The organism is Moritella sp. 24 (assembly GCF_018219155.1).
Taxonomy (GTDB): Bacteria; Pseudomonadota; Gammaproteobacteria; order Enterobacterales; family Moritellaceae; genus Moritella.
Genome location: NZ_CP056123.1, coordinates 1,777,907 through 1,799,843 on the forward strand (window position 1 = coordinate 1,777,907; position 21,937 = coordinate 1,799,843).

Below are 21,937 nucleotides of genomic sequence, written 5' to 3' on the forward strand. Positions count from 1 at the left end.
AGTTAAGTCATCTCAGAAATATAGTACCAAAATAATTATATACCAACGTTGTAGTATGGGGCTTTGAATAAATACATATTTCTTGTGCGATTTATTTTTAATCTAATACCGTGGTTATTTTTAGAGAAAAGGTGAAACTTAAGGCAATAGATCCTTAGCATCACATTCTAATACTTCAGCTATTTCATATAATTTTTCTAATGTAATGTTTACTTCTCCACGTTCAATGCGGCCAACATAAGAACGATCTATATCAGCCAATAACGCGAGTTTATCTTGAGATACACGCATTTCTTTTCTTCTAACTTTAATTTTCAATCCAACATTAATCGCTAAGTCTTTCATTTTAAATCATTCTAAAAATGAAAGACTATCCGCTCTTGTCACACCAAAAACAACGGACTATAATCCGCATTTTGTTCTGCACTTTAAGTGCGACCCTTGGATTTTAAACGATGCCTAAAAAACCGATAAAAGTTACCACGCCAATATATACAATTTTTATTACAGATGATTTGAATAATTTTACAGTCAGTGAAATGAGAAGTGCTTATATGGAAGCAACCGGTGAAGCAGATCCTGTTCTTTCACGAAAGATGGTTTATCGACAAATTTTGCGTCTACAAAAACTTGGAATGCTTGAAAAGGTTGATTCTGATAACGTAAAAGAGCATCGCTATAATAAAACAAATGTATTTTACCAGGCAGGTTTAACAACTGAGAAGATTAAGAATAAACAAGTAAGTCCAATGCTTGTAAAAAGTCCTAAAAAGGTAACTCGATCATTACTCGATGAACGTTTAAAGCAGTGTGAAGTGGACCTGATTGCAAGTATTGCTGAGTCTGAAGAGTACATGGCTTTATACAAGTCACTCCCTGAATTGAAAGAGCATTTAGAGTCAAATTACCTGCAGTCTCGCGAACATAGTTCTAAGTTATTAGGGCAAATCAAAGCGATAAAAAGCGTTATCTCATATCAGAAGAAGCAATGATGAAATTGAGGCCTTGGCAAGAAGAGTGTGTATTTACAGCTGTTGAACATTTTAAACACTCCAGCAAGCATTTTTTATGTTTAGCCACGCCTGGGGCTGGTAAAACTATGATGGCTGCAGAACTAGCTGCGAGTCTGCATGAGTCTAATCTTATCGACTTTATTTTATGCTTTTCACCATCAATCAATGTCGCCCACAGCATTCGAGATAGGTTTTCTCAACGTTTAAACTGCCGGTTTGATGGTGTTATCGGGGCATTAGGTTGCTCATATACATACCAAAGTTTATTGTTTTTTAATGATGATTTTTGGCAAATCATGAATAATCATCGCGTATTGGTTATTTTTGATGAGATCCATCATTGCTCTGGTTCGACAATTGAAAACGCAAATGCATGGGGTGAGGAAATTATATTAAAGATTCAATCTCAGGCTGCCTATACCTTAGCATTAACAGGTACGCCATGGCGCTCAGATAAAGCTCCTATCGCTCTTTCTAATTACATCGAGCCAGATGGTGCTATTCAATGTGATTACGCCTACGGGCTTGGTGAGGCCGTGAGAGACAAGGTCTGCAGAAATCCTAAAATTGTTTTAATTGATAATGAAAAACTCACTGTGACTCAAGAAAATAAAGCTTCAAAAGTATTCTCAAGCTTTCAGACTCTATTAGACGATCCTTCGGTATCCTATCAAGCGATTATAACTAACGATACTGCGATCCGTTATGCATTAAGCCTATCATGCAGCAAGTTAAGGGAAATAAGGTGTATTAACCCAAATGCAGCCGGTTTAATTGTCGCCTCTTCAGTTGAGCATGCAGAATATATTATGAATATTCTGGAGGTTGAATTTAAGCAGAGTGCGATATTAGTGACTTATAAGCAACCCGATTCTCAGTATCTTATCAATCAATTTCGTCATAGTGACACGGAATGGATCGTATCAGTCAATATGGTATCTGAAGGCATAGACTTACCTCGGTTGCAGGTATGCTGTCACTTAAGTCACGTTAAAACTGAATTATATTTTAGACAGGTGTTAGGTCGTATTTTACGTATGAATAATGCTAAAAATAAAGATGCATGGCTTTATACGTTTGCAGAGCCGTTACTTAGTGAGTTCGCATTGAGAATTCAGCAAGAGATCCCTGATGTGGAAGTTATATTGGACAGCAATATTAAAAAAGAGCCTAACTTTAAGGCGTTACACAAACGGGGTTTCGTAGGGAAAAGGAATGGACAATTATCACTAGGCATGGGTATTGATAGTGCTTCGGTACATCAATTATCACCTTATTCAACCGGTCAAAATAAAAGTTGTATAGATGATCTTACATTTGAGATTAAAGGCGATTTTAGGGAGAGGGTAATAAGTACTTTTAGTTCACCATTTTAAGTTATATTTGTATGTATAGTTAAAATGAGGCTTGGATTTCTTTGACCATGTGAGGCGTTATGTTGACAGTGAATAGTGTTAGATATGTTGGTTCATATAAATTGCAGATAAGTTTGTCTGATGGAGCGACGGGCTTGTTTGATGTAAGTAACTACATCATAAAAGGTACATTTAAAGAACTATCTAATGAAACATACTTAAAGTTGGTTGAAGTTGATGACTCAAGTATGGGTATCTGTTGGCCAAATGGTCAAGATTTTAGTGCTGATACACTGGAATGTGAACTCGACATTATAAATAGTCATATTTGGGATTCGTTTTTTAAGGCTGAAGAAAGTGCTTCTGATGATTTTATGATAGAACGTGAATGTACGATTAAAGATCTATTATAAACTACCGGAAAGCATTAATGAGGCTCTATGAAACTAGAATGTAATAATATTTTTGATGTTATTACTGATAATAAATCAGAAGCAATACGCTTAGAAACTCGCTCGGGCTTGATGATAACTATCCGTGAGATTATTAATGCAACAAGAAAAGGATATCATTCAGCGCGTGTTAACTTGCCTTAATACTAGGCATGTTGGTAAATTAATTTTGTTATGTAAGAGGACAATTTAATGAATTATTTTGAAAAGGATCCCTTCTAGGTATTTAAACCTGGAGGGAAAATGAAGAAACTTAAACAACAATATCGAAATTCTGAAAAACATAAAAAAATCGATTATATGTGGAATGTCTACCCAAATGTGCGAAGTGGTATGCATAAAATTTTTAGTACAAAGCAAGAAAAAAGCTTTTATTATATGCATTTGATTGAATGTGAAGGTTATCCTATAAAGCTAAGAGCAGCTAGAGGGAAAGTATTAGCAGATCCTTGGAGTGACTATCCATCTTATGTTTATGATGTAGCTAAAAGCTGGAAGCATAATTCAAACAGACGTTCTCAATTTTATAAATAATGTTTAGCCCTATTAACCTGGTTTTGATAGGGCTTATTTTTTGGATTTAGTTATTTGTACTGGAATGTATAAACTTTATCACTATCAGTTAATACAAAAAGTACAAGACAAATCCCTTAGGCTTAACGCCGTGTTAAAAATCATCCATTCAGTATTAAACCTTGTGTAGTGCTATATATGTCGATTCGAAACAGTTCTTGATAAAAGTTACACCCATATCATCATCAATCGTATACTTAGTTTTCTCTTCGCCATCAACTTCTATTTTCTTATCGTGAATTATTAATCTAGCTTTATGTTCTGTTTCAGGAGTTGTCATAACTAAGTGCCCCTCTGTATCTGATGTTTCATTAAACCATAACTCTAAGGTAGGACAGTCATCTCTAGTTGGAAATTGATATTTTTCGAACTTACCTTCCGATAGGTTTATATCGTTAAATTCTAAGTGCACTCTAAGGTCATCTACTAGCTTACGGGAAAAATTTGTAACTATTTGTTGTAAAGGGGTTTCGGCCCCCATTTTAATTACTTCTCTAGATGATATATCGTGCTGTAGGTTGCTGAAGTTAGCTTTGCCGACTATGCCCATATGTGTCTGAATTACGCTTTCAATTGCACTGAAAGTATATAGTGCATTTTGATTTCGTGTATTACCGTCTTCTTCTATAGGATCATCCCAAACGTCTTTGAAATCATCCCCCATATAGTAGATAAGATGAGGGATCTCTGAATAGGCTCTTGTGAAAATTTCAACACTTGCATCCGATAAATCTATATAGCGAACACCAATTTCATCACTTAATTGATGCAAGTTGCTTTGTAAAAATTGATACATTTGATGAATGTATCCATCTAAAACTCGTCTTTGGCTTGGGTCCTGCTCTTTATGCTTCGAAAAATTATCATAGAATCCATAAATGATTTCATTCGTTTCTGAGAGAAATCTTTTTATCTGCTCTGCAGCTTCAGGCTTAAGAGAGACTGTTTTTTTCTGCTGGAGACGGTTGAACTCATATAATTCTGAAAATATTACAGGTAAATCATCCTCTGTAATGTATTTGAATTTAGCGTTCTTTATTCGTCTACCCATTACTTTTTCAAAGTGCTTTTGCTGCTCATAATACATTTCATATAGGCGCTTCTCTCGTTGTAGTTCTAGTCCCTTTACAGTTTGCTCAGAACGATGATTCGCAGTGACCCAAGCAACCAAAGGCATACTCAACGACGCTATGGTCATAGGGATTTTATAGTTTCCCCAAATGTCTGCTAGGAATTGAGGAGCGTCCGTACAGAAGTGGATTGCAAGGCCGACCGTAATGGCTAAAACAATGGGAAAACCAATGGCAATCTTAAAGAGTTTGGTTTGATAAAGCTTTTTGTTTTCTGGCATTTTTAGCTCCGTAGGTAGTTTTAAAGAAGTTAAAACTCACGCTGGTACTTAAATACAATGTCAATGTTCTTAAGATACTAAATTATATCAGTTTTTGTTTTAGTGGTGAAATGTAATACATAAAAATAAACTTATAGTGAAACTATAAATTTTTCCACTATGTAAGAGGTCATTGAACATTGCTGTGGCACAATGAATTTAGCCATACCCTCAAATGTAATAAACCACTTCACAGTGGATCTTATGTGGAGTATGGGTATCAGATAGAATCTTTTACTTTTTCCAAAAGTCTAATGAATACTACTATCGACTAGTACGATGAATCTAATCCAGTTTTCCCGAAGTACGTTAGGGTTATAATTTAACCCTGAAATAATATGTGATTTAAATAGTTCTTATTATGCATAATTTTCAGGAATGAGCCTAAAACAGTGGCTAATAATGCTTCACCACAACAAAAGCGAACAGAATACCATTAACATGGCATAATAAGGCATCTTAAAAACTCAGGTGAAAACATGATTTTAACTGACAATTACGTTTATTGTTTCACTAATGAAAATGGTGAAGTTGTCTATATTGGTAGGGGTGTTGGTGATAGGGTTGATTCGCATTATGGTAAGCATGCTCACAATGATGACTTGCACAAAGCTATTCAAGAAGATGGTCTAACGCATTCATATTTGGCTATCAATATTTCAGAAGATCAGGCTATTTCCGTTGAATCATTCGCAATCATTCTATACGACCCTGCCTACAACAAAGCTAGGGGATCAAACACCCAAAATTTCTTTAAACCATGCGTTAATATCACGGGCTATAAAAAGAACCGTAGCGCCCTAACAGAAATGAAAAGCCGCACTATCGATTTCTTTAAACCGTTCAAAAACAAAATGGGGGAAGAAGCATGGTTTGAATTAGCTAATCGACTTTACAAAGAAAATTACATCGATTCTTGGAAGACGTTTAATAAAGTTATGGCTGACCATTTAGGCATTGAATACACCCAGCTTGTTACCAATGAAGAGCGCTTTGGGCGTAGTTTAAATGGACGGGAAGCAGGTCTGGTCGGTGGTCGTATTGCTGCAATCAGGAAGTTTTGTGATGAAAATAAGCTACCAAGTGAAGAACGCACACAGTTAGAAGTTAAGTACTGGTCATACATTAATGAAATCGGTATCGATACTTTCCTTGATACAAAAAAGATCAAAATGATTGATGTATGGAAAGGCATTGATGTAACAGAAGACCGTTCTAACAGTGGTCGTAGGTCAGGTCAGTACAAAGGTGACGTAATGGCTGACGGCAAAGAGTTTACATCTATCGATACTGCTGAAAAGTACTATAAACTATCATCTGGCACTGGTGGACAACGCATTCGTTCTACTACATTTCTTGGTTGGTACTACATTAACTGGTGCGGTGAAGGTAAAGACCCTACCAATACTAAAGTTACGGGAACTGAAGAAGCTAAAAAAGCTGGTGCTGACGCTGCTAGAAAGTCAAAACGCTGGTGGAAGCACCAGTGGCAAGATTCTGATGAAAAGTATCTACAACGCTTAAAAATTTGGAACGAGTTAGAAGACATCTATAATTTTTGGTTCAAGGAAGGCCAGAAGCTAGGATCAATGAGATTTAACAAAGCACTACAAGATAAAGGTTTTAAGTATGAATCAAATAAATTCTATGAAAAGGTAATCAATCTTCTTCGAAATCACTTTAAGAAAGTAAAATACGAAGATGAACTAACCGAATACGAAGCAGCCCTTGAAGAAATGAAAATTGATTCAATCCAAGACCGTATTGATGAGCTACAAGAAAAAATCAATTCAAAACTATTAAATGCCAGTTCAACTTCCAAAGTGGAAACTGAACCGAATTTACAACAACCCATTGAATAGTAAGACAAGATGGTTTATTGAATAAACACAGTATATTACATGGTGTTAAGGCGTAACAAGGGGGGCTTAGCCCATACTACCTGCGGCACCAAATTTTTCTACTTTGTACAATTAATCAAGAAGTGAGCCTAAACACATACCAAAAAATCTAGGTGACGCCTACGGCGTACCAGATTTGGGCGTTAATTTTGATATAGATATACTATTAATAATGCATACCGTACCATTTCATATCGATTCTCTAACACGTTTATGTTTATAGATAGCTTAGGGTGATCGCTGTTAGTCTTTCTGCTCTAAGCCAGTTCTGGACAAAAATGGCTTAGTGCTTAAGCTTTCAAGGGCATGGTTCGCATTACAGAAAATATGACTAAATTTGGATTAGCTCAATTAACTGAAACCTTTATTTAATTCCCAGCATTCCAATTGTTCACCATCTGAATCAACGACTAATTCTTTGTATGAAAATCCATTTTTGTGAACGACATTTAGCGAAGCTTTGTTATCTGACGCAATCAGAGCAAAAACGGTATTAACTAAAGTAGAACCAAATGCAATTTGGCTGAGTTGTTTAACCGCAAAAGTCGCGACACCCAAACCTCGGGCATCAGGAGCCACATTATAGCCAATTTCAATACGGCTGTTTTTTGGGTCATCCTTGAAGCCACAGGCACCAATAATTTGCGTGTTTTTTTGGATAAAGTAAGGAAACGCCCAAATTACGTCTACTAAATTATGGCGAAGATCCATTGAGCGAACCAAAACATGTATAGGCGGAATAGAATGTTCAATAAACGTAAGATCTTTAGGCTTATCACCAGACTGAATAAGCATTTTAAGCTGGATGTCATTTAGTTGTATGAGGTTCATAATTTACTTTACTTATTTTAGATAAAATAGAGTCCTTTCATTTACATCATAAACTATCTATACAGCTGATTATATTAATATAATCATATGAAATAACTGCCTTACTAAAGATTGATAATACAGTATAAAAACCTCTCATTATGCTATCCCCCATTCATCATAACGATGGTCTATCACACTCAATTTATCAAATGTTATACATGAAAAAATGTATGGCAAATCGATATAGTCATATTTCAATTGAGTTACAGCTCTAAGCCAGAAAGGGGCAGTTTCGGCTTAGAGCTGTCAGCCTAAGCCATTGATGGACAAAGTGTCTTAGGACTTAAGCTTCAAAGAATAGGGTTGCATTACTTAAAATGTATCTTAAGCTGTACACCGTTACCCATACAGTAGCCTTCCTATTTATTTTAATGGATTCATTTCATGTCTAGAAGCCAACGACTCTTTGACTTACTCCAACTGTTACGCTGTCATAAATACCCAGTCTCAGCTGCACACTTAGCTCAAGAACTGAATGTAAGTGTTCGTACTATCTACCGTGATATAGCGACATTACAAGCACAAGGTGCGGAGATTGAAGGCGAAGCTGGCCTTGGTTACGTATTGAAACCGACGTTTACGCTACCTCCATTAATGTTTTCAACAGAAGAGTTAGAGGCTCTCCTGTTAGGAGCTGATTGGGTTGGAAAACAGGCCAATGGTGAGTTGAATAAAGCCGCAAAAAACGCTATTGCTAAAATATCATCAGTATTACCAGAAAATCACATTGTGAAGCGAAGCCCGGATATCATGCGTGTAGCTTCTATCATTGAAGTACCAGAATTAACGACAGAGCTATCATATATTAGAGATGCCATCAAACATCAGTATAAAGCTGAGATTGACTATCAAGATTCTCAAGGGAATCCTAGCTCACGGATAATATGGCCTATTCTTATTGGTTTATTCCAGTACCATTATGTTCTAGTGGCTTGGTGTGAGACAAGAGATACATTTCGTAATTTTAGGCTCGATAGAATAGAACAGTGGCAGTCCCTTGAGCAAAAGTACCGACCTAATCGTCGTGATTTACTGAAACAATGGCAGGAAATAGAAGGGATTAGTGAGAAAGAAATTCGCTACTGACAAAAACTGTCACTCACATTCATTATATTACTAACTCAATCAGTTGTACTTTTTAGGAACTTATATGTTTAAAATCGATTCCTTTGTTCTTTATGTCGAAAATATTGAAATCAGCAAAAATTTTTACACCAATACTTTTGAATGTGACGGTGAGGTTTTATCGCCAACATTTATCTCTTTCTCATTAGGCGATGGTGTTAGTGTTGAGTTAAAACAACTCGCACAAGTTTCTCCAAAAGCTCATATTACTGGTGGCGGTACAGAACTATCCTTAATGGTAGATAATTCAAAAGTATTACACCACCTTTACGAACAATGGGAAAACAAAGGAGTTAAATTCATTCAAACTCCTGTAGAGTTAATTTTTGGTATTACATTTGTTGCGATTGATCCTGATGGACATCGAATTAGGGTCTTTACGCAGAATAAATAAAGAACGGTGTGCCGTGGCTAAGTAATATTGGCCACTATTTTCGGTTCATTCTTGTAAATCATGTTATGTGAAAAGCAACTCACAATCATCGTATGAACAAATGTATGGTAAATCGATATGAACATATTGTGAGAGAGTTAAAGCTCTAACTCACTTCGGGGCAATTTCGGCTTAGAGCGATCACCCTAAGCTATGTGATCACCAAGGGACTTTGTAAAAAGCTAATATTTCACTTTCGGTATATCCATCCAGTAGTTGTATATTGGGTGTGAGCATTTTCGTTCATAGCGAATACTGAAAGAATGTTTCTTACATAAATGAACTGTCATAAGTGTATTTTTACAAGAATATTAACTTATGGTTGTTTTAGTCAAAATTAAGATATGGTTGTAATTTTTCTAATTGATTGATGAATAATTATTTTGAAAAAACCAAGTTATGGTTGTTTCAACACGACTGATTAGTTAAGTGTATTCATACTCAAACTACAATTCTCGAAAGCTTCCTTTCTGTAGTTTGAGTATTATTTTGTAACCCCTCATTTCAACATTGTCACATTTTGTCATAATTCATCTTCTTTCATCATTTTTGTGAAATTTAATCGTCATAGTTGTTTGTTTTAATGGTTTCATTAATCACTAATGAGCACATTGAGATGAATACAGTATTAAAACAGCACCTATCATGGAAAGTTAGGCACGATTTCTATAACGCTATCATGCCATTTTCTCAACAATTATTACTGTGTTGCTTTTTTGTTTGTTTGGCTGTTACCGCAAGCTTAATTGTGGCTAATACCAATAATATTTATGCGAAAGATATAGACAAACTATCGGCTTATAATGATAACTCGATGCCGGGTATGGTGAATATAGATCGTATCTACACGGATGCCATGAATATTGAAACACGTGATGTTGTTGATAGTAGCCTTGTAAAAGCGCAGATTAATTATGAACAGAAGCTCGCCGACTTAGCGTTTGCATTACAACAGTATGAAATGATGGAGTTGCAAACATTTAACTTTGTTATTGAAGTGTCAGAGCGTGAGCAAGCGACGTCAATGATGCTTGTACATCTACAGAAAATGTTGACTGAATTTACGCAATCAAACCCAGACATTAATGCTGATTGGCAGGTAGATCCAAATGATGCTTTTAAGCTAACAGTTAAGTTGAATACAGAACGACAAAGACAGTGGGGTGGGACAGGATTCATTATTTAAATAGGGCAAGTTACCTTGCCCTATTTTATACGTCAGTAACAGTTTTACACTCGGTGTAATGTGTTGTCTGACTAATTGTAGCTGTGATTAACCGGCTATTTTTTCAACTGGTTTAGCAACAATGTTACGTTTTTCTTTGTTTACTTCAGCAATGTTGACTTGGATTAAATCACCCAAGCTATATTCAACTTGATCTTTAATGCTGATTTGACCTGTTTCAGTTAAGCATTTAACTTCTTTCTTATTATCATGTAATAAGCTAGCAGGGATAAATGCAACCGCGCCATTTTCAAGTAAACGCACGCGTAAACCACCACGGTTAACATCCATAATACTTGCTTCGAATACTTGTTTGTTTTCAACGGCAGGTGTTAGGTAGTCAACGTACAACCATGATGAGATATCGCGTTCTGCCATTCTGTGTTGGCGACGACGTTCTGACATTAAGATCACTTCATCTTCAGTTGCAGAAGGTGCTGAACCATTTGTTAATGTTGCTTTAATTAGACGGTGATTAATGATGTCACCGTATTTACGAATTGGTGATGTCCATGTTGCATAGCCATCTAAGCCCATCGCAAAGTGACGTTCTGCACTTGCGCTAATAAGACTGTAGCTTTGCATACGACGTAAACGGCTGTCTAATGCTGGATTCGCTTTTTCGGCTAGTGTACGTTGCAATTCAACATAACCTGGCAGAGATTGGATGTGCTCTTTAGTACATTCAATACCGTGTTCAGCTAATAGCTCAACAACTAAGTCAATCTTTTCTGGATCAAAACCTGCGTGTGTATTGAATACACCCACATCGCCATTTTGACGGAATAAACGCGCCGCTGTAATATTTGCAGCAACCATTGTTTCTTCAATCATCTGATTAGCAATACGACGGTGCTCTACATGAATTGCAAGTACGTTGCCGCTCTCGTCTAGCTCGAAGCTGTAATCAGGTTGGTCTGGGAATACGATCGCATTCTTTTTACGCCATTGTTGACGATGACGTGCAAAAGTAGCCAGTGATTGTAATTGTTCAGCCAGTTGTGCTTCTGGTTGCCATTCTGTCGATACTTCTTCAATCCAATCTGAAACTTGTGTGTAAGACAGTTTATGTTGTGATGTGATCCAAGCTGTAAAGAACTCAAACTCTTCAGCTAATGCACCATCTTCTTGAATGGTATAAGTACAGCATAATGTTGGGCGCTTTTCGCCAGCAACGAGTGAACAAACACTGTCACTTAGTTCACGTGGCATCATCGGAATGTTACGGCCCGGTAGATACACAGTAAATGCACGTTCAGCAGCAATTTTGTTTAGCTCAGAATCAGCTGGAATATATGATGTTGGATCGGCAATCGCTACCGTTACTTTAAGGTTGCCTTCTGCTGTTTTTTCAATAAGCAGTGCATCATCCATATCTTTTGTTGACGCTGAGTCGATAGTAAAGAATGGCTTGTCTGTTAGATCGATACGCGCTGTATCATCTTTAAATTCAACAGATTCAGGCATAGCAGGAACATCTTTAGCTAAATCTTGACGTGCTAGTGTTACCCACCATGGTGCATTTGGATCCGTTGCTGTAGCAACAAAACCAGTTACTTCAGCAGCAAAGCTACCATCTTTTAATGCATGAGATTTTAGTTGTGCTACAACCCAGTCGCCATCGTTAACTTTTTGCTCGCCAAAACCAACTAATTTAGCTCTGATTGGCATATTGATAACAGGACTATCTGCAAGAATTGTTAGCTTGTTTTTAGTAATACTAATACGGGCAATAAAACGCGTTAATTTAGCTTCAACTAATGTATCTGGTTCTGCAGATGTTTTATCACCATTAGTTTCGATATACGCTTTGATTCTATCGCCGTGCATGATTTTTTTCATGTGAGGTGGCGCAATGAAATAGCTTTCACCATCATCCGCTTCAAGGAAGCCAAAACCACGTTCTGTGCCTTTAACAGTACCTTCAACACTTGGCGTGTTTTGGCGCATATTTTGTTTTAATTGTGAGAGTAGTGGATTGTCGCGAAACATGTAAAGCCTTCCTATAATGAATTGCGCATACTATACGACAGAGAAGGGCTAAGTTCCACCCCTTATGAGGGTTGTTTGTTGCAAAAAATAATGCGATTAAATAGCTAGCTTAATCTAAAAAAAAGACTAACTATTTAACTAAGTATTTGTAAATATTAAGCACTTTATTTACTGAATTAACGTTACAGTAATTTTTCAATATCTTTAACCATGCCTTTTGGAGAGAGTGTCGGCGGGAAGCGGCTGACAACATCGCCATCACGGTTCACGAGGAATTTAGTGAAGTTCCATTTAATGCCTTTACTGCCTAACAAACCCTTAGCTTCGGTTTTAAGCCATTGATAAAGCGGATCTGTATTATCGCCATTTACGTCTATTTTACTAAACATATCAAATGTCACACCAAAATTTAGCTGGCAGAACGAGTTGATGTCAGCATCTGAGCCTTGTTCTTGTTGCTTAAATTGGTTGCAAGGAAAGCCTAAAATAGCGAGGCCTTTACTACCATATTGTTGATGTAACTCTTCTAGTTCTGCATATTGATTCGTAAATCCACATTTACTTGCTGTATTGACGATTAATACTGCTTGGCCTTCATAATCACTGAGTTTCTTTTGTTCACCCGTGATAGTCGTTACTTCGAAATCATAAAGCTTAGTCATTGTAAGTACCTTTAAATAATAGAATGAGTGATAGTTGCTAATGTATGACTTAATTTAGGTTGTGCGCAATATATTGCTGGTTAGTATATTAATATGCAAGGTTTTTTTTAGACTGTCTGTCACTTTATCGTATGTTTTTTAGTAGTTGCGTATTCGCTCACAGATAAAAATAATGAATTGCCCTTGAAAACAGGGATAACAAACCCATCTATCTATTAACTAATAAATTCAGATACTTTGAGATCTGAATATGAATCGTCCCATTAGAACAAAGGAATAAGTAATGACTGATACAGTTAATACTGAGACTCACGGCTTTCAAGCTGAAGTTAAGCAGCTACTTAAATTAATGATCCATTCTTTATATTCAAATAAAGAAATATTTTTACGTGAACTTGTCTCTAATGCGGCTGATGCTGCCGATAAACTTCGTTTTAAAGCATTATCTGACAATAGCTTATATGAAAATGATGGTGAATTACGCGTACGTGTTACATTGGATAAAACGGCCCGTACAATTACCATTTCTGATAACGGCATCGGTATGTCACGTGAAGATGTTATCTCTCACCTAGGTACTATTGCGCGTTCAGGTACGTCAGAGTTTTTTGACAACCTATCTGGTGACCAAGCGAAAGATTCACAATTAATCGGTCAGTTCGGTGTTGGTTTCTATTCTGGTTTCATCGTTGCAGACATGATGACAGTAAATACACGTGCAGCAGGCGCGGCAGCGGACCAAGCTGTACAGTGGGAATCAGAAGGCGAAGGCGATTACCGCCTAGCAGATATCACGAAAGAAAGTCGTGGTACTGACATTATCTTGCACCTACGTGAAGGCGAAGATGATCTACTTGATGCATGGAAACTGCGTCAAATCGTAAACAAATATTCTGATCACATCAGTATCCCTGTTGAAATGTGGAAAGAAGAACAACCTGAATCAGAAGGTCCTGACGGTGAAAAAGCACCAGCAGTACCAGGTGAGTGGGAATCGGTAACACGTGCGAGTGCATTGTGGACACTATCGAAAAATGAACTGAAAGACGAAGAGTATAATGAGTTCTACAAGCACATTGCTCACGACTTTGAAGATCCACTTACATGGAGCCATAACCGTGTAGAAGGCAAGCAAGAATACACAAGCTTACTTTATATCCCTGCGCGTGCACCATTTGATATGTGGAACCGTGAAAAAGAACATGGTTTAAAACTGTATGTTCAACGTGTATTTATCATGGATGACGCAGAGCAGTTTATGCCGACTTACCTGCGTTTCGTGAAGGGTGTATTAGATTCAAACGATCTACCACTAAACGTATCACGTGAAATTCTACAAGATAATAAAGTAACAACGTCACTACGTACTGCTTGTACTAAACGTGTACTGACTATGCTTGAGCGCATGGCGAAAAACGAAGATGAAAAATACCTTAAATTCTGGAACGAATTCGGTCAAGCACTGAAAGAAGGTCCAGCTGAAGACATGGCGAATAAAGAGAAGATTGCTTCTTTATTACGTTTCTCTTCAACATCTGTTGGCGGTCCTGCGCAAGAAGTTGGTTTCGGTAAATATATCGAAAACATGCAAGAAGGTCAGGATAAGATTTACTATATTACTGCTGACAACTACACAACAGCAGTAAACAGTGCGTATCTTGAAATCTTCAAGAAAAAAGGCATCGAAGTATTACTATTAACAGATCGCATTGATGAGTGGTTACTTTCTCACTTAACAGATTTCGATGGTAAGCAACTTGTGTCAGTAACTAAGGGTGATCTAGACCTTGGCGACCTTGACGATGAAGATGCTAAGAAAGCAAAAGAAGAAGCAACTGAAGAATTTGCAAGCTTCCTTGAGCGTGCTAAATCAACATTAGGTGAAAAAGTAGCCGATGTTCGTTTAACTCATCGCTTAACAGAAACACCGTCTTGTGTTGTAACAAACGAAGATGGCATGAGCAGTCAAATGATCAAGCTAATGGAATCTGCTGGTCAAGCTGTACCGCCGCAAAAGTACATTTTTGAGCTAAACCCTGAGCACGAAATGATTAAACGTGTTGCAGATGAAGCGGATGAAGTGGTATTTGCTGACTGGGTTCAGTTACTATTAGAGCAAGCACAACTGACGGAACGTGGTAGTTTGGATGATCCAGCTGCATTTATCGCACGTATAAACCGTTTAATCGGTTAATAAGACCGTAAACTTTGTGAGTGATTTATCGAATTACTCACAAAGTTGTATACAAAAGGTTAACAAAACAGGGCCAGACTTGAACACATCGGATTTCCCGTGTAGTCTAGCGGTTCTGAAATTTAAGCAATTTAAACAAGCTAAGTCAATTTAAGGGCAATTTATGCGTATTATTTTATTAGGTGCACCAGGTGCAGGTAAGGGAACTCAAGCACAGTTCATCATGGAAAATTATGGTGTTCCGCAAATCTCTACTGGTGATATGCTACGAGCTGCTATTAAAGAAGGTTCTGAGTTAGGTCAAAAAGTTAAAGCTGTTATGGATGGTGGCCAACTAGTATCTGACGAACTAATCATCGAATTAGTTAAAGATCGCGTTAAGAAAGAAGACTGTGCAAAAGGTTTCCTACTAGACGGTTTCCCACGTACTATCCCACAAGCTGACGCTATGAAAGAAAACGGTATTGACGTTGATTTCGTACTTGAATTTGATGTGCCTGATGAAGAAATCGTTAAACGTATGAGCGGTCGTCGTGTTCACGCTGCTTCAGGCCGTGTTTACCACACTGTTTACAATCCACCAAAAGTGGAAGGTAAAGACAACGAAACTGGTGAAGATCTATCAATCCGTGCGGATGATGTTGAAGCAACAGTACGTAAACGTTTAGGTATCTACCATGACCAAACTGCACCACTTATTGCTTACTATGGCAAAGAAGCGGAAGCAGGTAACAGCAAATACGTTACATTTGACGGCACTCAAGCTGTTGACGCTGTAAGCAAACAATTAGCTGAACTACTTGGCTAATCTATAGCTTAATAGAGAGGGATAACCCTTTCGATTAATCTGTATACGGTTATTTAACCTCGAGCATGCTCGGGGTTTTTTTATAACTAAATCTCAGTGAGTTATTGGATCCGATACGTTTAATCGAATAGAATGACGATACTCGTTAAACGATATAGTGATCATGTGTAATATGACTAAGCAAAGTGTGTTATTGGTTAACCTTGGTACGCCTGAATCGGCAACACCAGCGGGCGTTAAAGCTTTTTTAAAACCATTTCTGTCTGATTCTCGTGTTGTTAGCATTCCACGATTATTCTGGTTACCATTACTAAACGGTGTCATTTTACCTTTACGTAGTAAACGTGTAGCGAAAGCTTATCAGTCAATCTGGTTTGATGATGGTTCTCCATTATTACACTACAGTCTGTTGCAGCAAAAAGCGTTAGCTGCTCTGTTTGCCGAAGCAGGGCAAGATGTGCAAGTTGAACTCGCGATGACATATGGTGAGCGCAGCATCAAAGATGCAATTACAGCGTTACAGCAATCAGGTTCCGAACATATTGTGGTGTTGCCTTTATACCCGCAGTACTCGTCGACGACAACAGCACCTGTATTTGATCAGGTTGCGCGTTATATACAAACAACGATTGATACACCAAGTGTGAGTTTAGTTAAACACTATCATAATAATGCGCTCTTTATCGATGCATTAGCCTTAAGTATCGAACGTCATTGGCAAGAAAAGGGCAGGGCAGAGAAACTGCTGTTGTCTTACCATGGCATACCTAAGTTCTTGGTTGAACAAGGTGACATTTATGCAGAGCATTGTGTTGAAACGACTAAGCTATTATGCGCGCGCTTAGGATTATCTGAAGAGGATGTTGTTCACTGCTATCAATCTCGCTTTGGTAAAGCCGAGTGGTTACAGCCATATACGAATGAAACCTTAGTCAAATTGGCTGAAAGTGGCACTAAGTCGCTAGATGTTCTTGCGCCTGCATTTGCTGTCGATTGTTTAGAAACATTAGAAGAAATGGCGATAGAGAATAAAGAAGTGTTTGTGAATGCTGGTGGTGAAGATTATCATTTTATTGCGTGTCTGAATGATGACGATGCACACATACGTGCCATACATGCTGTCGCGAGTGAGTATTTACGCTAATATACGCGATTAAGTTTAACGTTGTAGTATAAGTGTAAGTGTAAGTGTAAGTGTAAGTGTAAATAAAAGCGTAGGCGCTAACCTACGCTTTTAGTTACAACTTCTTCATCAATATTTTTGAGCGACGTTGTAAATTGTAGAGCTCTTGTTTTTCAACGGGTAATTGCTCCAATTCAACAGGCTCAAATCCTCGTTCTCTAAACCAATGAATACTGTGGGTTGTCAGTACAAAGAGGTTGTCCATTCCTTGCTCTTTTGCTTGTTTCTCGATTTCCTTAACCAACAAGTCACCACGACTTGAGCGTCGATATTCCGGATGTGTCGCGACACTCGCCATTTCGGCAATATTTCCCGAGAAACAATACAGTGAGGCGCATCCAATAATGGTGCCATCGCGTTCAACCACGGTGAAATGTTCAATATCACGCACAAATTGTTCTCTTGTACGCTGAACTAACATGCCTTGTTCAACCAATGGTTGTGTGAGTAACATGATACCGGCTACATCTTCCACTCTCGCTGCACGTGTTTGTTCTGCGCTCTGGCGTACTATTTGCGTACCAACACCATCACGTGAGAACAATTCTTGTAATAGAGAACCATCCGTTTTATAGCTAACTAAGTGACAGCGGGGAACGCCTGCTAATGACGCATTGATTGCGGCACGTAAATAAGAGGCTGTACCACTATTAATACCACCTTCAGCGTCAAGTTCAGCTAAACGTTCTTGTGCTTGTTCTGGGAACATTTCAGAAATAAGCTCACCGTTATAGTCGAGAACGCCTTGGGCTGAACAGAAACTAATCAACTTATGTGCATTAAGCTTAATGGCAATCTTAGTCGCCACTTCTTCCGCACTCAAATTAAAGCTTTCACCTGTGACTGAATAGCCAAGTGGCGGGACGACGGTAATTGCATTTTGAGCAAGTTGATATTCAAGTGCATCAGTATCGACACGACGGACACTGCCTGTATGGCAAAAATCAACGCCTTCATCAACGCCAATCGGTTGCGCTGTAATAAAGTTACCACTGACAATATTAATTTTTACACCGTGCATCTGAGTGTTAACTAATCCCATTGAGAACGCAGCTGTGATCTCAAATTGAAGTTGACCAATAACTTGTTTAATTAGTGGAAAAGCTTGTTCGTCTGTTACGCGCTGACGCTTGTGGAATACACTTTCACAATTGTGTTGGGCCAATATGGTGTTGATTTGCGGACGGGCACCAAAGACCAGTACGATACGAATGCCGAGAATATTTAATAAGGCGATATCATTGACGATATTAATAAAATTAGCGTGTGCAATCGCTTCACCACTGAGTGTGAGGACAATTGTTTTATCGCGGTGGGCATTAACGTAGGGTGCGGACTGGCGAAACCACCGCACTAACTGGTTATCTTGTTGACTCAATTCCATCTCCTTGGACTTCTACAGCGTGTTCTAACGCTAATATTCCTTAATTTGGAGATGAAAGCAAGTCACTGCTGTTTGATTATTCAGCTTTCCAAAGAATATGAATGAATTTATCGTTGGCTTTTTTCTTTACTAATACACGGCCGAAAACATCATTTAGTAGATCATTGTCGTCTACAAGTCCAATATGCAATTCACAATAGTCATTGTCGTTGATACCCATTGCGACACTTGCTGGCCAATCTTTGCCTAAATCAACGATATCAACTGCACCACGGTCTTCAAATTGCATTGCAAATAAGATTTGATCTGCAGGGGATAATTCTTTTTGCGCGCTGTCTAGAAATGTATCGTAGGCAAAGTCAATGAGTTCGTCTTCAGTTTTTAATAGCATGGGGTTTCCAAGTTTAGCCAATTTATAGTGGATTTTACCTTAATCTCGACAAGATAAGAATATTTCTTAGAATATCCATGGAATTTTTATGTGATTTCTAATTGCTTCCGAGTGAAATAGGCGTTACATTGAATGCGGACAATATAACATTAGAGTATGAATGCCCACGGGCGAATAAAGGAATATTAGTAGTATGCATTATCAAACAGACGACGTTAGAATTCGAGAAGTTAAAGAACTATTACCGCCAATTGCAGTGTTAGAAAAATATCCTGCTTCTGATGATGTGACTAAAACAGTATTTGAATCACGCAATAGCATTAGCCAAATTCTTAAACAAGCAGATGATCGCCTTTTAGTGATTGTAGGGCCTTGTTCTATTCATGACACTGAAGCTGCATTAGAATATGCAGAGCGACTAGTGGCATTACGTGAAAAATATAAAGATACACTTGAAATTGTGATGCGTGTTTATTTTGAAAAACCGCGTACAACGGTTGGTTGGAAAGGATTAATCAACGACCCGTATCTAGATGATAGCTTCCAATTAAATGATGGTGTACGTATTGCACGTAAACTATTACTTGATGTTAATGCAATGGGTCTACCAACTGCAGGTGAGTTCTTAGATATGATCACACCGCAATATGTTGGTGATCTAATGAGTTGGGGCGCAATTGGTGCACGTACAACAGAATCTCAAGTTCACCGTGAACTTGCTTCTGGTATGTCTTGCCCTGTTGGTTTCAAAAACGGTACAGACGGTACAATCAAAGTTGCTATCGATGCAATTGGTAGTGCAAATGCACCGCACCACTTCTTATCAGTAACTAAATTTGGTCACTCTGCGATTATCTCAACAGCAGGTAACCCTGATTGTCACCTGATTCTACGCGGTGGCAATAAGTCGACAAACTATTCTGCTGACGATGTAGCAACAATTACAACTCAGTTAGAAGCGGCGAAGCAAGACATTAATATCATGATTGATTTTAGCCATGCAAACAGCGAAAAGAAATTCCAAAAACAAATGGATGTTTCAACAGATGTTTCTGGTCAAATTAGTGCTGGTAATAAAGGTATCTTTGGCGTGATGGTTGAAAGTCATTTAGTTGAAGGTCGCCAAGATCTTGTTGACGGTAAAGTTGAAACTTACGGTCAAAGTATCACTGATGCTTGTATTGGCTGGGCAGACACTGAAACTATGATGGCACAGTTATCTGACGCAGTTGCTACACGACGTACAGTGAAATAAGCAAGCAGTTAGCTGACTTGCATTGCACCGCTGTTTAGGTATATAGTCCTAGCATATTATAAAGCACAAACTTTGGTTTGTGCTTTTGTCATTAAAGAGCGGACAAAAATGAAACGAATTATATTTTCTCTTGATGAAGTTTTGCCGATTGAAGCGGAAGCACTTGCTGCAAAGACTTTTACCCCTACTTATGATGATCTTTGGGACGCGAGTAAGTTCAAAGGTTCTAAAGTTGTTGATGAACATGGCAACACGGAAGTTGAAGCATTAAGTAACGGTCTAAACTTCTGGCCAGATGTTAATCAACTTAATCCTAAAAAACTGAAAGCACAATTAACCTTGATGGCTGAGCACGGCATTTTCATTATGAACAATGTCTCAAGCGATATCTCGCCAATTGATCGTGGTACGTTAGCGTATGCACAAGGTTGTCACCCAGAGAAAGATGCTGATTTTCAAATGAATCAAGATGAAATTTTTGATGGTGAAATGGGCTCAATCACAATTCCACTGGAATGGGTTAGTCGCTCTGTTAAAGCGGATAAGAAGCAGTTCATTATTGAACTTGGTGATGACGACGATGTACGTCTAATCATCAAATAAAAACAAAGAGTAAAGTTAAGCTAGCTGAAAAGTTAGTTTAATTACTCATCAAAAAAAGCGCCACTCGTTACTGTAACGAGAGGCGCTTTTTTATTATATTATTTAATCAAGCTTGTCGGAACGAAAAGATTAACGACGTTTTTTCTTTGGCTTACGTTTTTTAACTTTTTCGCCTTCAAGGGCTAAACGCTCAATTACAGCTTTTTTCTCTGCTTCAGCCATTGCTGGTGTTTCTAAGCTAAGGCGGCAGATTTTAGCTGTACGTAATTCATTGATTAAAATTGCAGCTGCTTTGTTTAAATCAACAAAACCACCTGGACCTAAACAACCACGACCACGGCCAATATCTTCTAGCAGTTCTAAATCTGTTTTGTCTAGATTATCGAGTTTATAACGCTCACGCATCGCCTCTGGATAAGCTTTACACATGTATTCAGCTGCATACATACCGATATCATCATATTCAATCGCAGTATCTTTAATCGCGCCAGTAGATGCTAAGCGATATCCTGAAAGTGGGTTTTGTACTTTTGGCCATAACATTCCTGGGGTATCTGATAATACGATACCGTTATCCAGCTTGATGCGTTGCTGTTGTTTAGTCACAGCTGGCTCATTACCTGTTTTAGCAATGATACGGTTAGCAAGGATATTAATCGTGGTTGATTTACCCACGTTTGGAATACCCATAATCATCGCTTTGATTACTTTGTCAGCACCTTCTTTATTTGGTACTAATTGGCGTGCTAGTGCAGGGATCTTTTTGATCTCATGTACTTCTTGTGTAGTAAAGGCATACGCCTTAACGCCTTCTTCTAATTCTAGGTACTCTAACCATTGCGCTGTAATAATTGGATCAGCAAGATCACTCTTATTAAGAATTTTAATACAAGGGGTATCACCACGTAAGTCAGAGATCATTGGATTCTCACTACTATAAGGGATACGTGCATCAAGCACTTCGATAATGAGGTCCATTTGCGGCATTACTTCCGCGATCTCTTTACGGGCTTTGTGCATGTGCCCTGGGTACCACTGAATGGTCATTTGAAATATACCTTTTGATTTTAATATGCAGTTACATGCGTACGTAATTAAGTACTACTGTTTACGTAATTAGCTATT

General features: G+C 38.0%; 22 protein-coding genes. 14 read left to right on the forward strand and 8 right to left on the reverse strand.

Annotated elements, in window-relative coordinates:
- Nucleotides 1-138: 138 nt before the first annotated feature.
- Nucleotides 139-345 (reverse strand): helix-turn-helix domain-containing protein, encoded by a 207-nt coding sequence (locus HWV00_RS08030; protein ID WP_211685578.1) that lies wholly within the window; start codon nucleotides 343-345, stop codon nucleotides 139-141.
- A gap of 110 nt (nucleotides 346-455) precedes the next feature.
- Between HWV00_RS08030 and HWV00_RS08035 the strand changes: the two genes are divergently transcribed.
- From HWV00_RS08035 to HWV00_RS08055, 5 genes are all read left to right on the forward strand, one after another.
- The gene (locus tag HWV00_RS08035) at nucleotides 456-992 is read left to right on the forward strand and encodes a hypothetical protein (RefSeq protein WP_211685579.1); all 537 of its coding nucleotides are present in this window, start codon (nucleotides 456-458) and stop codon (nucleotides 990-992) included.
- Complete coding sequence (locus tag HWV00_RS08040; RefSeq protein ID WP_211686438.1) at nucleotides 992-2,389, forward strand: DEAD/DEAH box helicase; 1,398 nt, start codon at nucleotides 992-994, stop codon at nucleotides 2,387-2,389. Before HWV00_RS08035 ends, HWV00_RS08040 begins: the two co-directional genes overlap by 1 nt.
- 59 nt (nucleotides 2,390-2,448) lie before the next feature.
- Nucleotides 2,449-2,781, forward strand: coding sequence for a DUF2442 domain-containing protein (locus tag HWV00_RS08045; protein WP_211685580.1), 333 nt, complete (start codon nucleotides 2,449-2,451; stop codon nucleotides 2,779-2,781).
- Between the two features lie 27 nt (nucleotides 2,782-2,808).
- A complete protein-coding gene (locus tag HWV00_RS08050) occupies nucleotides 2,809-2,964 on the forward strand; it encodes a hypothetical protein (RefSeq protein WP_211685581.1) in 156 nt (51 codons plus the stop codon).
- Between the two features lie 99 nt (nucleotides 2,965-3,063).
- Nucleotides 3,064-3,354, forward strand: a complete 291-nt coding sequence (locus tag HWV00_RS08055) for a hypothetical protein (RefSeq protein ID WP_211685582.1) — start codon at nucleotides 3,064-3,066, stop codon at nucleotides 3,352-3,354.
- 154 nt (nucleotides 3,355-3,508) lie between these two features.
- On the opposite strand, the gene HWV00_RS08060 is transcribed toward HWV00_RS08055, so the two are convergent.
- Nucleotides 3,509-4,744 carry a hypothetical protein gene (locus tag HWV00_RS08060; RefSeq protein WP_211685583.1) on the reverse strand — a complete coding sequence of 412 codons (1,236 nt, stop codon included), beginning with the start codon at nucleotides 4,742-4,744 and terminating at the stop codon, nucleotides 3,509-3,511.
- A 518-nt stretch (nucleotides 4,745-5,262) separates the two neighbouring features.
- Between HWV00_RS08060 and HWV00_RS08065 the strand changes: the two genes are divergently transcribed.
- A complete protein-coding gene (locus HWV00_RS08065; RefSeq protein ID WP_211685584.1) occupies nucleotides 5,263-6,645 on the forward strand; it encodes a GIY-YIG nuclease family protein in 1,383 nt (460 codons plus the stop codon).
- Nucleotides 6,646-7,035: 390 nt separating this feature from the next.
- Here the strand turns inward: HWV00_RS08065 and HWV00_RS08070 are convergent, their stop codons facing one another.
- Complete coding sequence (locus HWV00_RS08070; protein WP_211685585.1) at nucleotides 7,036-7,515, reverse strand: GNAT family N-acetyltransferase; 480 nt, start codon at nucleotides 7,513-7,515, stop codon at nucleotides 7,036-7,038.
- Nucleotides 7,516-7,941: 426 nt separating this feature from the next.
- Here HWV00_RS08070 and HWV00_RS08075 point away from each other — a divergent pair, with 426 nt between their 5' ends.
- The 3 genes from HWV00_RS08075 (at nucleotide 7,942) to HWV00_RS08085 (ending at nucleotide 10,301) form a co-directional block, all read left to right on the forward strand.
- A complete protein-coding gene (locus tag HWV00_RS08075) occupies nucleotides 7,942-8,643 on the forward strand; it encodes a YafY family protein (RefSeq protein ID WP_211685586.1) in 702 nt (233 codons plus the stop codon).
- Between the two features lie 64 nt (nucleotides 8,644-8,707).
- On the forward strand, nucleotides 8,708-9,076 hold the full coding sequence (locus HWV00_RS08080) for a VOC family protein (protein ID WP_006030681.1): 369 nt from the start codon (nucleotides 8,708-8,710) through the stop codon (nucleotides 9,074-9,076).
- A 655-nt stretch (nucleotides 9,077-9,731) separates the two neighbouring features.
- Nucleotides 9,732-10,301: a GTP cyclohydrolase gene (locus HWV00_RS08085; RefSeq protein WP_211685587.1), complete on the forward strand. Its 570-nt coding sequence runs from the start codon at nucleotides 9,732-9,734 to the stop codon at nucleotides 10,299-10,301.
- Nucleotides 10,302-10,388: 87 nt separating this feature from the next.
- On the opposite strand, the gene HWV00_RS08090 is transcribed toward HWV00_RS08085, so the two are convergent.
- Both HWV00_RS08090 and HWV00_RS08095 read right to left on the reverse strand, forming a co-directional pair.
- The gene (locus tag HWV00_RS08090) at nucleotides 10,389-12,332 is read right to left on the reverse strand and encodes an exoribonuclease II (RefSeq protein ID WP_211685588.1); all 1,944 of its coding nucleotides are present in this window, start codon (nucleotides 12,330-12,332) and stop codon (nucleotides 10,389-10,391) included.
- A 182-nt stretch (nucleotides 12,333-12,514) separates the two neighbouring features.
- Nucleotides 12,515-12,994, reverse strand: coding sequence for a glutathione peroxidase (locus HWV00_RS08095; protein ID WP_211685589.1), 480 nt, complete (start codon nucleotides 12,992-12,994; stop codon nucleotides 12,515-12,517).
- Between the two features lie 283 nt (nucleotides 12,995-13,277).
- Here HWV00_RS08095 and htpG point away from each other — a divergent pair, with 283 nt between their 5' ends.
- From htpG to hemH, 3 genes are all read left to right on the forward strand, one after another.
- Complete coding sequence (gene htpG, locus HWV00_RS08100; protein ID WP_211685590.1) at nucleotides 13,278-15,188, forward strand: molecular chaperone HtpG; 1,911 nt, start codon at nucleotides 13,278-13,280, stop codon at nucleotides 15,186-15,188.
- 163 nt (nucleotides 15,189-15,351) lie between these two features.
- Nucleotides 15,352-15,996 (forward strand): adenylate kinase, encoded by a 645-nt coding sequence (gene adk / locus HWV00_RS08105; protein WP_019439247.1) that lies wholly within the window; start codon nucleotides 15,352-15,354, stop codon nucleotides 15,994-15,996.
- Between the two features lie 163 nt (nucleotides 15,997-16,159).
- Complete coding sequence (gene hemH / locus HWV00_RS08110) at nucleotides 16,160-17,140, forward strand: ferrochelatase (protein ID WP_211685591.1); 981 nt, start codon at nucleotides 16,160-16,162, stop codon at nucleotides 17,138-17,140.
- 94 nt (nucleotides 17,141-17,234) lie between these two features.
- Here the strand turns inward: hemH and argA are convergent, their stop codons facing one another.
- On the reverse strand, nucleotides 17,235-18,563 hold the full coding sequence (gene argA, locus HWV00_RS08115) for an amino-acid N-acetyltransferase (protein ID WP_211685592.1): 1,329 nt from the start codon (nucleotides 18,561-18,563) through the stop codon (nucleotides 17,235-17,237).
- 76 nt (nucleotides 18,564-18,639) lie between these two features.
- Nucleotides 18,640-18,954, reverse strand: coding sequence for an HI1450 family dsDNA-mimic protein (locus tag HWV00_RS08120; RefSeq protein WP_211685593.1), 315 nt, complete (start codon nucleotides 18,952-18,954; stop codon nucleotides 18,640-18,642).
- Nucleotides 18,955-19,147: 193 nt separating this feature from the next.
- On the opposite strand from HWV00_RS08120, the gene aroG reads away from it, so the two are divergent.
- Nucleotides 19,148-20,209, forward strand: coding sequence for a 3-deoxy-7-phosphoheptulonate synthase AroG (aroG, locus tag HWV00_RS08125; protein WP_211685594.1), 1,062 nt, complete (start codon nucleotides 19,148-19,150; stop codon nucleotides 20,207-20,209).
- 108 nt (nucleotides 20,210-20,317) lie between these two features.
- Nucleotides 20,318-20,812 carry a DUF3085 domain-containing protein gene (locus tag HWV00_RS08130; protein WP_211685595.1) on the forward strand — a complete coding sequence of 165 codons (495 nt, stop codon included), beginning with the start codon at nucleotides 20,318-20,320 and terminating at the stop codon, nucleotides 20,810-20,812.
- Nucleotides 20,813-20,941: 129 nt separating this feature from the next.
- Here HWV00_RS08130 and ylqF read toward each other — a convergent pair whose 3' ends face one another.
- A complete protein-coding gene (gene ylqF / locus HWV00_RS08135) occupies nucleotides 20,942-21,859 on the reverse strand; it encodes a ribosome biogenesis GTPase YlqF (RefSeq protein ID WP_211685596.1) in 918 nt (305 codons plus the stop codon).
- Nucleotides 21,860-21,937 lie beyond the last annotated feature (78 nt).

Excerpts from the sequence above, each read along its gene's own strand:
- HWV00_RS08080 (WP_006030681.1), top strand. The coding sequence starts at position 8,708 with ATGTTTAAAATCGATTCCTTTGTTCTTTATGTCGAAAATATTGAAATC.
- hemH (WP_211685591.1), top strand. The coding sequence starts at position 16,160 with ATGTGTAATATGACTAAGCAAAGTGTGTTATTGGTTAACCTTGGTACG.
- HWV00_RS08130 (WP_211685595.1), top strand. The coding sequence starts at position 20,318 with ATGAAACGAATTATATTTTCTCTTGATGAAGTTTTGCCGATTGAAGCG.
- HWV00_RS08040 (WP_211686438.1), top strand. The coding sequence starts at position 992 with ATGAAATTGAGGCCTTGGCAAGAAGAGTGTGTATTTACAGCTGTTGAA.
- HWV00_RS08075 (WP_211685586.1), top strand. The coding sequence starts at position 7,942 with ATGTCTAGAAGCCAACGACTCTTTGACTTACTCCAACTGTTACGCTGT.
- argA (WP_211685592.1), bottom strand. The coding sequence starts at position 18,563 with ATGGAATTGAGTCAACAAGATAACCAGTTAGTGCGGTGGTTTCGCCAG.
- HWV00_RS08050 (WP_211685581.1), top strand. The coding sequence starts at position 2,809 with ATGAAACTAGAATGTAATAATATTTTTGATGTTATTACTGATAATAAA.
- HWV00_RS08035 (WP_211685579.1), top strand. The coding sequence starts at position 456 with ATGCCTAAAAAACCGATAAAAGTTACCACGCCAATATATACAATTTTT.
- HWV00_RS08065 (WP_211685584.1), top strand. The coding sequence starts at position 5,263 with ATGATTTTAACTGACAATTACGTTTATTGTTTCACTAATGAAAATGGT.
- HWV00_RS08095 (WP_211685589.1), bottom strand. The coding sequence starts at position 12,994 with ATGACTAAGCTTTATGATTTCGAAGTAACGACTATCACGGGTGAACAA.
- HWV00_RS08060 (WP_211685583.1), bottom strand. The coding sequence starts at position 4,744 with ATGCCAGAAAACAAAAAGCTTTATCAAACCAAACTCTTTAAGATTGCC.
- aroG (WP_211685594.1), top strand. The coding sequence starts at position 19,148 with ATGCATTATCAAACAGACGACGTTAGAATTCGAGAAGTTAAAGAACTA.
- HWV00_RS08085 (WP_211685587.1), top strand. The coding sequence starts at position 9,732 with ATGAATACAGTATTAAAACAGCACCTATCATGGAAAGTTAGGCACGAT.
- htpG (WP_211685590.1), top strand. The coding sequence starts at position 13,278 with ATGACTGATACAGTTAATACTGAGACTCACGGCTTTCAAGCTGAAGTT.
- adk (WP_019439247.1), top strand. The coding sequence starts at position 15,352 with ATGCGTATTATTTTATTAGGTGCACCAGGTGCAGGTAAGGGAACTCAA.
- HWV00_RS08120 (WP_211685593.1), bottom strand. The coding sequence starts at position 18,954 with ATGCTATTAAAAACTGAAGACGAACTCATTGACTTTGCCTACGATACA.
- HWV00_RS08090 (WP_211685588.1), bottom strand. The coding sequence starts at position 12,332 with ATGTTTCGCGACAATCCACTACTCTCACAATTAAAACAAAATATGCGC.
- HWV00_RS08045 (WP_211685580.1), top strand. The coding sequence starts at position 2,449 with ATGTTGACAGTGAATAGTGTTAGATATGTTGGTTCATATAAATTGCAG.
- ylqF (WP_211685596.1), bottom strand. The coding sequence starts at position 21,859 with ATGACCATTCAGTGGTACCCAGGGCACATGCACAAAGCCCGTAAAGAG.
- HWV00_RS08030 (WP_211685578.1), bottom strand. The coding sequence starts at position 345 with ATGAAAGACTTAGCGATTAATGTTGGATTGAAAATTAAAGTTAGAAGA.
- HWV00_RS08055 (WP_211685582.1), top strand. The coding sequence starts at position 3,064 with ATGAAGAAACTTAAACAACAATATCGAAATTCTGAAAAACATAAAAAA.
- HWV00_RS08070 (WP_211685585.1), bottom strand. The coding sequence starts at position 7,515 with ATGAACCTCATACAACTAAATGACATCCAGCTTAAAATGCTTATTCAG.